The organism is Rosenbergiella gaditana (assembly GCF_018494065.1).
Lineage (GTDB): Bacteria > Pseudomonadota > Gammaproteobacteria > Enterobacterales > Enterobacteriaceae > Rosenbergiella > Rosenbergiella gaditana.
The window spans coordinates 64,275-76,091 of the sequence record NZ_JABBFR010000012.1 but is presented as its reverse complement, the minus strand read 5'-3'; the positions used below and the strand labels follow the sequence as shown (position 1 = coordinate 76,091).

The following is an 11,817-nucleotide window of genomic DNA, read 5'->3' as shown; positions in this document are numbered from 1 at the left end:
AAACTATAACTTTTATAAACGACAGGGCGACATAGAGTATTTATGATGAAACGTTTAACAACTAGGGACATTTTAGCGCTGGGGTTTATGACTTTTGCGCTGTTTGTCGGTGCGGGTAATATTATTTTCCCACCGATGGTCGGTATTCAATCAGGCGAACATGTGTGGGTTTCTGCTATTGGTTTCTTGATTACCGCAGTAGGATTACCCGTTGTCACCGTGATTGCACTGGCACGCGTGGGGGGAGGGGTGGATAGCCTCAGCACTCCAGTTGGTAAAGCGGCAGGTATTGTGTTGGCGATGGTCTGTTATTTGGCCGTCGGACCGCTTTTTGCTACCCCACGTACCGCAACCGTCTCTTTTGAGGTGGGTATCGGTCCGCTGGTGGGTATCGGTCCTCTTCAGGCACAAGGCTCATGGGCGCTAGGGATCTACAGCGCCATCTACTTCAGCTTAGTTATTTTCATCTCGCTCTTCCCAGGAAAGTTACTCGATACGGTTGGCCATTTCTTAGCGCCAGTAAAAATTGTGGCGTTAGCCATCTTAGGCGTTGCGGCCTTACTTTGGCCGGCAGGAAACTATTCACCCGCGACGGAAGTGTATCAACAAGCGGCCTTTTCAAATGGCTTTGTAAATGGTTATCTCACCATGGATACCCTAGGAGCCTTAGTGTTCGGTATTGTGATCGTTAATGCCGCCCGTTCTCGTGGTATCGATAATCCTAAACTCCTTACCCGTTACACTATTCTGGCAGGGTTAATCGCCGGAATTGGGTTAACCTTAGTGTATCTCTCGCTGTTCAAATTAGGCGCAGACAGTGGCAGCTTAGCGAGCCAATCGGATAATGGTGCTGCGATTTTACATGCGTATGTGCAACATACCTTTGGTGCAGGCGGTAGCTTATTCTTAGGGGTACTGATTTTTATCGCCTGTATGGTGACGGCGATTGGCTTGACCTGCGCCTGTGCAGAATTTTTTGCCCAATATATTCCACTACCTTATAAGGTGCTGGTGGTGATCCTCGGCGTGTTTGCGATGATTATCTCAAACCTTGGCCTAACCGATCTGATTGCTATTTCAGTGCCAGTGTTAACCGCTATTTACCCTCCGTGTATCGTATTAGTACTGCTAAGCTTTACCTTAAATTGGTGGCAAGAAGCGGGGCGTATCATTAAACCAGCTATGGCGGTTAGCTTACTCTTCGGAATCATCGATGGATTAAAAGCAAGTTATCTCAGTTCATGGGTGCCGGCAAGTTTGCAACACTTGCCTTTATCAGAACAGAGTTTATCGTGGTTACCCCCTGCGTTAGTGGTTATTATTGTGGCGGCTATCATCGATAGAATGAAGGGCAAGGCTGTTAGCGTGAAAACCACGCAGTAAACAGTGTTGAAGTGAACAACCACGGGCTAAGGCTCGTGGTTTTTATTTGTGGGATCGGAAAATGACGCAACAAAAAAATACCCTAAAGCGGGGATTGAGTATTCGGCATATCCGTTTTATGGCGTTAGGGTCGGCGATAGGTACGGGTTTATTCTATGGTTCAGCGGATGCGATTCGTATGGCTGGGCCAAGTGTACTGCTGGCTTATATTATTGGTGGCTTAGTCGCTTACATTATCATGCGTGCGCTAGGTGAAATGTCGGTAAATAACCCCTCAGCCAGTTCGTTTTCGCGTTATGCCAATGATTACTTAGGGCCTTGGGCGGGGTATTTGACCGGCTGGACTTACTGTTTTGAAATATTGATAGTCGGTATCGCTGATGTCACGGCATTTGGCGTCTATATGGGAGTCTGGTTTCCGGAAGTCCCTCATTGGATCTGGGTGTTGAGCGTCGTCTTTATTATTGGCGCGATTAATTTGATGAGCGTGAAAACGTTCGGTGAAGTCGAGTTCTGGTTCTCATTTTTCAAAATTGCCACTATCACTCTAATGATTATCGCTGGGTTTGGGATGATTATTTGGGGGATTGGTAATGGTGGGCAGCCGACGGGTATCTCCAACCTGTGGACTCATGGCGGATTTTTTGCTCATGGCTTAGTCGGGATGTTACTCTCCTTGCAAATGGTGATGTTTGCCTATGGCGGTATTGAGATTATTGGGATCACGGCGGGTGAGGCTGAAAATCCTGAAAAATCGATTCCTAAAGCAATCAACTCGGTGCCTTGGCGTATATTGGTTTTCTATGTTGCGACGCTGTTCGTGATTATGGCTATCTACCCGTGGAACCAAGTGGGGACTCATGGCAGTCCGTTCGTATTGACGTTCCAACATCTTGGCATTGCTGCCGCGGCCTCTATTCTCAATTTCGTGGTGATCACGGCCTCATTGTCTGCCATCAATAGTGATATTTTCGGCGTGGGTCGTATGTTGCATGGATTGGCTGAGCAGGGGCAAGCGCCGGCTATTTTCCGTAAAGTCTCTTCACGCGGTGCCCCGGCGGTCACGGTGGTGGTGATGATGGCCGCATTATTAATTGCGGTACTACTAAACTATTTGATGCCGGAAAAAGTCTTTTTAGTGATCGCCTCATTAGCCACCTTTGCAACGGTGTGGGTGTGGATCATGATCCTACTTTCTCAAATTGCATCACGGATTAAAATGGGGAAAGAGGCGGCAAAATCGCTGAAATTTGCGCTACCCGGCGGCATCGTGCTGTCGAGTGTTGCGGTGCTGTTTTTGGTGTTTATTATCGCCCTAATTGGCTATTTCCCCGATACACGCCTGTCATTATATGCCGGTGCGGTGTGGGTGGTGGTCTTAATGTTAGGCTATCCATTGACTCGCCGTAACAATAAGTCGACGAAACCCTAGAGAAGAATCGCTGCCGAGACGTCGGCAGCGAGTTGTACTAGGCAGGAATACGCAAAGATTGACCTGGGTAGATCTTATCTGGATGCGAGAGCATCGGTTTATTTGCTTCGAAGATTTTGTTGTACTGGTTAGCGTCTCCGTAGACGTGCTTCGCAATACTACTCAGCGTGTCACCTGACTTAACGGTGTAGAATTTGCTCTCAGCCGCTGCATCGCTCACTTTAACATTGTCTTCAACATTACTAATCCCCGCAACGTTACCGACAGCAACCAAGATTTTCTCTTTCAGCTCTTGGCTGATTCCGTCGCCACTCACTGTTGCTTTATCGCCATCAACATTCACTTGCACGTTGTCTGCGCCAGGGATACCCAGTTTCTTGAGGTGGTCCTGAATTTTAGTCGCTGCATCGTCATGTGAGGAGACTGAGTCCCAAATTTTTTCACCTGCTTCTTTAACAAAATCAAATAAGCCCATTGCAAACTCCTGTTTTTAGGTCGTGAAAACATTAAGTATTTCATCGTAAAGTATAGACTATTTCATTCCACAATGAGAGATATCTGGCTGTAGCGAATAAATTTATCGGTAGACGTTTCTGTCAAAAGGGGTTCGCGCTACACTAGTTGACCCTGCTGCCTCAGTTTAGGAGCCACTATGTATTGCCCTTTTTGTAACGCTGTTGATACTAAAGTCATTGACTCTCGTTTGGTCAGTGAAGGGTCATCAGTGCGTCGCCGCAGGCAATGTTTACTCTGTAGCGAAAGGTTTACCACCTTCGAGATTGCTGAGCTAGTCATGCCACGGGTTATCAAAAGTGATGAGGTCAGAGAGCCTTTTGATGAAGAAAAAATGATGCGTGGATTAATGAAAGCGCTGGAGAAGCGCCCGGTCAGTGCCGATGCATTAGACAATGCAGTGCATAGAATTAAAGCGAGATTGCGGGCGACAGGAGAACGTGAGCTACCAAGTAAGGTGGTAGGGAATTACGTAATGGACGAATTAAAGTTATTAGATAAAGTGGCCTATATCCGCTTTGCCTCTGTCTACCGTAGTTTTGAAGATGTACGCGAATTCGGTGAAGAAATTGCTAAACTGGGGAGCGACTAATGTCAGACTATGATTTTATGCAACAGGCTTTGCAACTCGCTGCACGCGGACGTTTTACCACCAGTCCTAATCCGAATGTAGGATGTGTCATTGTCAACGCTGGTGAAGTCGTCGGACAAGGGTGGCATAAAAAAGCGGGTGAGGGGCATGCAGAAGTCAATGCATTGCGCGAGGCTGGTGATAAAGCGCGAGGAGCCACCGCTTATGTCACCCTCGAACCTTGTAGCCACCATGGTCGAACGCCTCCCTGTTGTGAAGCCCTTATCGAGGCCGGCATTTCACGGGTGGTGGTGGCAATGCAAGATCCTAATCCGCAGGTTGCTGGTAGAGGTTTACATCGTTTACGTCAAGCGGGTATTGAGGTGGAATTTGGCGTATTGGCCGCCGAAGCGGAAGGTTTAAACCGTGGTTTTCTCAAGCGGATGCGCACGGGCTTTCCTTGGGTACAACTAAAAATGGCTGCCTCACTCGACGGCCGCACCGCCATGGCGAATGGCGAGAGTCAGTGGATTACCTCGTCCGCAGCACGACAAGATGTGCAGACATTTCGCGCGCAATCCTCAGCGATTCTCACCACCAGTCAAACCGTACTTGCTGATAATCCGACCATGAATGTACGTTGGGCGGTGTTAACGCCTGAGATCCAAGCGGTAATCGGTGGAGAAGATCTGCTGCGCCAACCGATTCGTGTGGTGCTGGATCGCCACCGTCACGTGAACGACGATCAGACACTGTTTACGACTACTGAGGCGCAGACATGGCGAGTGGTAACCCAGCCCGCGGAGGACTCCTCTCGCTGGACGAAAACGTTAGTGGTTCCCGAGCACCAAGATAATATCGATTTAGTCGCATTGATGATGGTTCTAGGTAAACAGGACATTAACAGTGTGTGGGTGGAAGCCGGTGCCACGTTGGCAGGCCAGCTATTACAAGCAGGTGTCGTGGATGAGTTAATCCTGTATATGGCACCGACCTTAATGGGAACGGATGCACGTGGGCTTTGTGTGCTACCCGGTCTTGAGCACCTTACACAAGCCTTACGATTTGAGATACAAGATATTCAACAAGTCGGCCCTGATTTACGTATTATTTTACAGCCAACCTCAGTGTCTGCGTAAAAGCCTAAGCAGTTCGTTAAACATTATGCTAGAATTCGCGCCCTGTTGGGCGTCTAACTCTTAACCTGAAGGATATTTATGAAAATTATCGAAGCGCCGGTTGCTACGCCAGAAGCAAATATTGCGATTGTTATCGCTCGTTTCAACAACTTCATTAACGATAGCTTGCTTCAAGGTGCAGTCGATGCGTTAAAACGTATTGGTCAGGTCAAAGACGAAAACATTACCGTGGTGTGGGTACCGGGTGCTTATGAACTGCCACTCGCCGCACGGGCCTTAACACATACCAAAAAATATGATGCAGTTATTGCGCTAGGAACTGTAATCCGCGGCGGTACTGCACACTTTGAGTTTGTGGCAGGAGAAGCCAGTTCGGGTATTGCGAATGTTGCGATGAACAGCGACATCCCAGTCTCCTTTGGTGTATTAACAACAGAAAACATCGAGCAGGCTATTGAGCGTGCTGGAACTAAAGCGGGTAATAAAGGAGCAGAAGCTGCTCTAACCGCACTCGAAATGATTAACGTATTAAAAGCGATTAACGCCTGATTCTGAGGGGATTTTAGTGAAACCTGCTGCTCGCCGCCGCGCCCGAGAGTGTGCTCTTCAAGCACTTTACTCTTGGCAACTATCTAATAACGACATTGCTGATGTTGAATATCAGTTCCTTGCTGAAAACGACGTCAAAGACGTTGATGTGCTGTACTTTCGGGAGATCCTGACAGGCGTCGCGAACAACAGTGATTATCTTGACAAGCTGATGCAACCGCACCTGAGCCGTCGTCTTGATGAGTTGGGTGAGGTTGAAAAAGCCGCTTTACGCATCTCGCTTTACGAATTAAGCAAGCGTGATGATGTCCCGTACAAAGTTGCTATCAACGAAGGTATTGAACTGGCCAAAACATTTGGTGCAGAAGATAGCCATAAGTTTGTAAACGGTGTATTGGATAAGGTTGCTCCACAAATTAGACCCCGCCGTAAATAACTCTATGAGGCCGGATATTCCGGCCTTTTTTTATGGCACAGCAAGACAAAAAAGGTAAGCGTGATGGCTGGCGGAGAATTTGAGATTATTAGTCGTTATTTCAATCGTAAAACGACTTATAGACGAGATGTAGAAACAGGGATTGGTGATGACTGCGCATTATTGAATCTTGCTCCCAATCAGACATTAGCCATTAGTGTTGATACATTAGTGGAAGGTACACACTTTTATCACGATATTGCCCCAGACGACCTTGCCTATAAGGCGTTAGCCGTTAACCTTAGTGATTTAGCTGCAATGGGCGCAGACCCTGCTTGGTTGACGTTAGCAATTAGCCTCCCTCACATCGATCACCCTTGGCTCCAAGCGTTCAGTGACGCGTTATTCGAGCAATTAGACTACTACCATATGCAACTGATCGGTGGCGATACGACGCGCGGTCCACTGTCCATGACATTAGGGATCCATGGGTTGGTGCCTGCGGGGAAGGCGTTGAAAAGAAGTGGCGCACAACATGGTGACTGGATTTTTGTCACTGGCACGTTGGGCGATAGTGCGGCGGGGCTAGCCCTATTACAAAATAAGTTAACCACTTCAACGAGTGAGCAGCGTGATTATTTATTAAAACGCCATCTTCGTCCGACGCCCCGTATTTTACAAGGACAAGCATTGCGCGATTTGGCCTCTTCAGCGATTGATGTGTCAGATGGGTTGCTGTCGGATCTAGGACATATTCTGCAAGCCAGTGGCGTTGGAGCGAAAATCGAACAGGCTCATCTACCGTTATCAGCTGTTCTACAAGAAGTGGTTACACGAGAAGAGGCGATAGATTTTGCCTTAAACGGTGGGGAAGACTATGAACTCTGCTTTACTGTCCCTGAGGTCAATCGTGAGGCGATCAAAGTAGCGCTAGATAATCTAGGCGTTGAGGGGCGGTGTATTGGACAAATTTTACCCGCATCCGAAGGTATTGCTTTATTTGATCAAGGCAAAAAATTGGCTTACCAGCCGAAGGGCTTTGACCACTTCTCCGTATAAAAAAATCCCCGATAATAGGTTGTCCAACTATCGGGGGTCACTTCAGATTGGCACTTTTTTTTATTCAGACCACTGCTGATAGCTGTCGGTGATCCCCTGACTGTCTAAGCCGAGAGAGGCTCTAACTTCTTCCTGCGTACCCTGTGCGATAAATTCATCCGGTAAGCCTAGATTAAGGACAGGACGCATGAGTCGATGTGCCATAAGCAGTTCATTAACGCCACTCCCGGCACCACCTTTGATTGCCCCTTCTTCGAGCGTGATAAAAGTATGATGTGTTTCAGCCAGTGAAAGCACTAAGGCTTCATCTAGAGGTTTAACAAAGCGCATATCAACTAGGGTCGCACCTAATTGCTCAGCCGCTTGTTTTGCTTCTTCAAGCAGCGTACCAAAGTTTAAAATAGCCACTTCAGTACCTTCTCGTACAACATGACCTTTACCGATGGGTAGGCCGCTTAGCGGACGTTCCACCAAGCCTATACCGTTTCCCCTTGGGTAGCGCACGGCACTGGGCCCTTGACGATATTGGTAGCCGGTATAAAGCATTTGTCGACATTCATCTTCATTACTCGGTGTCATAATAACTAAGTCAGGCACACAGCGTAAAAAGGCAATATCGAACGCCCCTTGGTGGGTTTGACCATCGGCGCCTACAATTCCGCCACGATCGATGGCGAATAATACCGGGAGCTTTTGAATCGCCACATCATGAATCAGTTGATCGTAAGCGCGTTGTAAAAATGTGGAGTAAATAGCGACCACGGGGTGATAACCGCCGATCGCTAACCCTGCAGCGAAGGTCACAGCGTGTTGTTCGGCAATGGCGACATCAAAGTATTGTTCCGGGTATTCACGTGAGAAACGTACCATGCCTGAGCCTTCACGCATCGCTGGAGTGACGGCCATCAGTTTAGGATCTTGCGCCGCGACTTCACATAACCAGTCGCCAAAGACTTTTGAATAGGTAGGGGCGATACTCGGCTTACTGGCGGGTAACACACCGCTCGCGGGATCAAATTTAGGGACAGCATGCCAGCTAATAGGATCTTTTTCAGCTGGGGCATAGCCTTTCCCTTTCTGCGTAATAATATGCAGGAATTGTGGGCCTTTTAGCTGACGCATGTTGCATAAAGTACTGACTAGGGTGAGTACATCGTGGCCATCCACTGGGCCGATATAGTTAAACCCTAACTCTTCAAACAGGGTCCCAGGGGATACCATACCTTTGAGATGTTCTTCCGTACGTTTAAGAAGCTCTTTAATCGGAGGGAAATTATCAAAGGCGCGTTTACCACTTTCACGCAGTTTAGAATAGGTTTTACCCGAGAGAAGCTGAGCGACACGATTATTCAGCGCACCGACATTTTCAGAGATAGACATATCATTATCGTTAAGGATAACTAACATATCGGGTTTGATATCACCTGCATGGTTCATCGCTTCAAACGCCATCCCTGCGGTGATCGCACCATCACCAATAATGCAGGCAACTTTACGGTCATTTTGTTCTTTTTGCGCCGCCACCGCCAGACCTAAACCTGCACTGATGGAGGTTGATGAGTGCCCAACACTTAATACATCGTGTTCGCTTTCGGCACGCCATGGGAACGGGTGAAGCCCCCCTTTTTGGCGAATAGTACCAATACGATCACGGCGACCAGTAAGAATTTTGTGGGGGTATGCTTGGTGGCCCACATCCCATATCAAGTGGTCGAAGGGCGTATTATAGACATAGTGCAATGCGACAGTAAGTTCAACGACACCGAGGCCAGAGGCAAAGTGCCCACTCGATTGACTCACACTATTAAGCAAATACGCACGTAATTCTTCGCAAAGCTGTGGCAACTTCTCTTTAGGAAGTTGGCGTAATTGCTGAACGGTCTCAGCCAAGGCCAGAGTGGGATATAGTGTATTGTCAAAACTCATCAGAGACTCATCATAGAATTTATTTATTACGTTCAACGATATAACTCGCTAACGCCTGTAATTGCTGGGTGTTAAAACCATGCTTTTCAAGCTGTGTTAAGGCATTAATAGCTTCTTGGTAAAGCTCTTGGGCTTTATTACGTGCTTGGGCAAGCCCGAGTAATCCAGGGTAGGTACTTTTGCCGAGTGCGACATCCATCCCCTGTTGTTTACCCGTTACTTGGCTATCGCCTGTGACATCCAATATATCGTCTTGTACCTGAAAGGCGAGACCAATCGCTTCTGCGTAACGGTCAAGAATGGGTAAGTATTGGCGGCTCTCTTCACCCGCACACAAAGCCCCTAACCGAATAGCGGCACGAATTAACGCCCCGGTTTTATGACGGTGGATAGTCTCTAACGCTGCCAAATCTAACGTTTTACCTTCTGCTTGTAAGTCTAAGGCTTGACCGAGAACCATACCCGCTGCACCGCTCGCGCGGGCCAATTCGCTGACCATCGCAAGCCGCGTTGTATCCGAGACACCTTGCATCGCATTGTCGCTCAATATTGTGAACGCCTGCGTCAGTAATCCATCACCGGCTAAAATAGCCGTATCTTCGCCAAAAGCAATGTGACAGGTAGGCTGCCCACGTCGTAGGCTATCATTATCCATCGCGGGTAAGTCGTCATGGATGAGAGAGTAAGCGTGAATGAACTCAATCGCTGACGCTGGAATATCAAGGACTTTTGGGTCAATACCGAACATCTCTCCTGTGGCATAGACCAGAAAAGGACGCATTCTCTTTCCCCCTAATAATACGCCATGATGCATGGCTTTATATAAGGGAATAGACTGAAAAGTAAGATTCTCTAAACATTCTTGTAGCACCCGATCAATACGGGTGCGGTAATGCGTTAAGGTGGTGGAGAGATCCATTATCAATTTTCCGGTGTGAACGTTGATAATTCAGCATGCTCATCTTGAGCGAGAAGAATTTGAACCCGTTGCTCGGCTTGCTGTAGCTGCTGTTGGCCTTGGCGTGCAAGGGTAACCCCTTTTTCGAATTCGTTGAGGGCATCCTCTAGCGGCAGTTGACCGCTTTCTAAGCGTTGTACAATGACTTCCAACTCAGAAAGAGATTGTTCAAAGCTGATCGTCGACGCAGGTTTTTTAGGCATATGCAGTACCGGCTTGGTGAGTGAACGATAATTGGGATATATGTTAGCTGACTAGAGGGTTTTCGCAAAATACTCTGTGTCGCACGACTAAAACAAGCTATGACAATCTAATAGTGATATACTACGCGCGCTTAAATCAGAGGGTAACCCTGAAACCTATTTTAACATATAAACGATTAATAATTAACGTTTATTCCCACGTAAGTTAGTGCCATTATGAAGTTTATCGTAAAATTATTTCCAGAAATAACGATCAAAAGCCAATCTGTACGTTTACGCTTTATTAAAATTTTATCCAGTAATATACGAAACGTACTGAAAAGTATTGATGAAGATATTGCAGTTGTCCGCCTTTGGGACCACATTACGGTCCGTACGCGAAAACCAGAACTCAGTTTAGCTGTGGCGGAAGCGCTCACCCGAATACCGGGAATCCATCATGTGCTCGCCGTTGAAGATCGTACCTTTACCAGCTTGCATGACATCTTTGAGCAGACGTTGGCCATGTACCAATCACAACTAGAGGGTAAAACCTTCTGTGTACGTGCCAAACGCCGCGGTAAGCATGAATTTACCTCTCATGAGGTGGAGCGTTATGTGGGCGGTGGTCTAAATCAGCATATTGAGTCAGCCTCAGTCAAGCTTAAACACCCTGATATGACCGTTCACTTAGAGATTGATGAAGACCGGTTATTGCTCATTACTGATCGTTATGAAGGGCTCGGCGGTTTCCCAATTGGTACGCAAGAAGATGTCATTTCGCTTATCTCCGGTGGGTTTGACTCAGGTGTATCGAGTTATATGCTGATGCGTCGTGGCAGCCGGGTTCACTACTGCTTCTTTAATCTCGGCGGTGCTGCTCACGAAATTGGCGTACGTCAAGTTGCTCACTTTTTGTGGAATACCTTTGGGCGCTCCCATCGTGTCCGCTTCATTGCTATCGACTTTGAACCGGTTGTGGGGGAAATTTTAGAGAAAGTCGATGATGGACAGATGGGAGTCGTACTGAAGCGTATGATGGTACGTGCAGCCTCCCAAATTGCGGAGCGATACGGTGTACAAGCGCTCGTCACGGGTGAAGCGCTTGGCCAAGTCTCAAGTCAAACCCTAACCAATCTGCGTCTCATCGATAACGTTTCCGATACCCTAATTCTTCGTCCACTTATCTCGCATGATAAAGAACATATCATCAAAGTGGCACGCCAGATTGGTACGGAGGATTTTGCGAAAACCATGCCTGAGTATTGCGGTGTGATTTCAAAAAGTCCTACTGTCAAAGCGGTTGAGGCGAAGATCGAAGAGGAAGAGAATAATTTTGATTTTACTATCCTCGAGCGCGTAATCTCTGAAGCACGTAATATCGATATTCGTGAAATTGCGGTCGAAACGACAGCAGAAGTAGTGGAAATTGAGTCAGTCAGTGAGTTGACTGGTCAAGATTCCATTCTGGATATTCGTTCGATTGATGAGCAAGATGATAAGCCATTAGAGATCAGTGGTGTGGAAATCAAATCGATACCTTTCTACAGACTGAGCACACAATTTGGTGATTTAGATCGCTCGCGCACATGGTTGCTCTATTGCCAACGTGGCGTAATGAGCCGATTACAAGCCTTGTACTTGCACGAGCAAGGGTTTACTAACGTTAAAGTCTATCGCCCATAACGAT

12 protein-coding genes are annotated in these 11,817 nt (G+C 47.4%); 8 read left to right on the top strand and 4 right to left on the bottom strand.

The window, feature by feature from the left end:
* Positions 1 to 42: 42 nt before the first annotated feature.
* Positions 43 to 1,383, top strand: coding sequence for a branched-chain amino acid transport system II carrier protein (gene brnQ / locus HH682_RS10125; RefSeq protein WP_214237443.1), 1,341 nt, complete (start codon positions 43 to 45; stop codon positions 1,381 to 1,383).
* A 61-nt stretch (positions 1,384 to 1,444) separates the two neighbouring features.
* A complete protein-coding gene (gene proY, locus HH682_RS10120; protein ID WP_214237442.1) occupies positions 1,445 to 2,815 on the top strand; it encodes a proline-specific permease ProY in 1,371 nt (456 codons plus the stop codon).
* 37 nt (positions 2,816 to 2,852) lie between these two features.
* Here proY and lysM read toward each other — a convergent pair whose 3' ends face one another.
* Entirely contained in the window at positions 2,853 to 3,290 is a 438-nt protein-coding gene (lysM, locus tag HH682_RS10115; protein WP_214237441.1) for a peptidoglycan-binding protein LysM, read from the bottom strand.
* Between the two features lie 177 nt (positions 3,291 to 3,467).
* On the opposite strand from lysM, the gene nrdR reads away from it, so the two are divergent.
* The 5 genes from nrdR to thiL all read left to right on the top strand — a co-directional run bounded on the left by nrdR (position 3,468) and on the right by thiL (position 7,061).
* Complete coding sequence (gene nrdR, locus HH682_RS10110) at positions 3,468 to 3,920, top strand: transcriptional regulator NrdR (protein ID WP_214237440.1); 453 nt, start codon at positions 3,468 to 3,470, stop codon at positions 3,918 to 3,920.
* Positions 3,920 to 5,038 (top strand): bifunctional diaminohydroxyphosphoribosylaminopyrimidine deaminase/5-amino-6-(5-phosphoribosylamino)uracil reductase RibD, encoded by a 1,119-nt coding sequence (ribD, locus tag HH682_RS10105; protein WP_214237439.1) that lies wholly within the window; start codon positions 3,920 to 3,922, stop codon positions 5,036 to 5,038. Before nrdR ends, ribD begins: the two co-directional genes overlap by 1 nt.
* A 78-nt stretch (positions 5,039 to 5,116) precedes the next feature.
* The gene (gene ribH / locus HH682_RS10100; protein ID WP_214237438.1) at positions 5,117 to 5,587 is read left to right on the top strand and encodes a 6,7-dimethyl-8-ribityllumazine synthase; all 471 of its coding nucleotides are present in this window, start codon (positions 5,117 to 5,119) and stop codon (positions 5,585 to 5,587) included.
* Positions 5,588 to 5,603: 16 nt separating this feature from the next.
* On the top strand, positions 5,604 to 6,023 hold the full coding sequence (gene nusB, locus HH682_RS10095; protein WP_048911678.1) for a transcription antitermination factor NusB: 420 nt from the start codon (positions 5,604 to 5,606) through the stop codon (positions 6,021 to 6,023).
* 63 nt (positions 6,024 to 6,086) lie between these two features.
* Positions 6,087 to 7,061, top strand: a complete 975-nt coding sequence (gene thiL / locus HH682_RS10090) for a thiamine-phosphate kinase (protein WP_214237437.1) — start codon at positions 6,087 to 6,089, stop codon at positions 7,059 to 7,061.
* A gap of 60 nt (positions 7,062 to 7,121) precedes the next feature.
* Here the strand turns inward: thiL and dxs are convergent, their stop codons facing one another.
* From dxs to xseB, 3 genes are read right to left on the bottom strand one after another with little or no spacing between them, the layout of a single operon-like run.
* Entirely contained in the window at positions 7,122 to 8,987 is a 1,866-nt protein-coding gene (dxs, locus tag HH682_RS10085) for a 1-deoxy-D-xylulose-5-phosphate synthase (protein ID WP_214237436.1), read from the bottom strand.
* 19 nt (positions 8,988 to 9,006) lie between these two features.
* A complete protein-coding gene (gene ispA, locus HH682_RS10080; RefSeq protein ID WP_214237435.1) occupies positions 9,007 to 9,906 on the bottom strand; it encodes a (2E,6E)-farnesyl diphosphate synthase in 900 nt (299 codons plus the stop codon).
* A 2-nt stretch (positions 9,907 to 9,908) separates the two neighbouring features.
* On the bottom strand, positions 9,909 to 10,148 hold the full coding sequence (xseB, locus tag HH682_RS10075) for an exodeoxyribonuclease VII small subunit (protein ID WP_214237434.1): 240 nt from the start codon (positions 10,146 to 10,148) through the stop codon (positions 9,909 to 9,911).
* Between the two features lie 216 nt (positions 10,149 to 10,364).
* Between xseB and thiI the strand changes: the two genes are divergently transcribed.
* On the top strand, positions 10,365 to 11,813 hold the full coding sequence (gene thiI / locus HH682_RS10070) for a tRNA uracil 4-sulfurtransferase ThiI (protein ID WP_214237433.1): 1,449 nt from the start codon (positions 10,365 to 10,367) through the stop codon (positions 11,811 to 11,813).
* The last annotated feature ends 4 nt before the right edge of the window (positions 11,814 to 11,817 follow it).

What these genes read in the sequence shown, in the direction of transcription:
- brnQ (WP_214237443.1), top strand. Translation starts at nt 43, where the DNA reads ATGATGAAACGTTTAACAACTAGGGACATTTTAGCGCTGGGGTTTATG.
- proY (WP_214237442.1), top strand. Translation starts at nt 1,445, where the DNA reads ATGACGCAACAAAAAAATACCCTAAAGCGGGGATTGAGTATTCGGCAT.
- lysM (WP_214237441.1), bottom strand. Translation starts at nt 3,290, where the DNA reads ATGGGCTTATTTGATTTTGTTAAAGAAGCAGGTGAAAAAATTTGGGAC.
- nrdR (WP_214237440.1), top strand. Translation starts at nt 3,468, where the DNA reads ATGTATTGCCCTTTTTGTAACGCTGTTGATACTAAAGTCATTGACTCT.
- ribD (WP_214237439.1), top strand. Translation starts at nt 3,920, where the DNA reads ATGTCAGACTATGATTTTATGCAACAGGCTTTGCAACTCGCTGCACGC.
- ribH (WP_214237438.1), top strand. Translation starts at nt 5,117, where the DNA reads ATGAAAATTATCGAAGCGCCGGTTGCTACGCCAGAAGCAAATATTGCG.
- thiL (WP_214237437.1), top strand. Translation starts at nt 6,087, where the DNA reads ATGGCTGGCGGAGAATTTGAGATTATTAGTCGTTATTTCAATCGTAAA.
- dxs (WP_214237436.1), bottom strand. Translation starts at nt 8,987, where the DNA reads ATGAGTTTTGACAATACACTATATCCCACTCTGGCCTTGGCTGAGACC.
- ispA (WP_214237435.1), bottom strand. Translation starts at nt 9,906, where the DNA reads ATGGATCTCTCCACCACCTTAACGCATTACCGCACCCGTATTGATCGG.
- xseB (WP_214237434.1), bottom strand. Translation starts at nt 10,148, where the DNA reads ATGCCTAAAAAACCTGCGTCGACGATCAGCTTTGAACAATCTCTTTCT.
- thiI (WP_214237433.1), top strand. Translation starts at nt 10,365, where the DNA reads ATGAAGTTTATCGTAAAATTATTTCCAGAAATAACGATCAAAAGCCAA.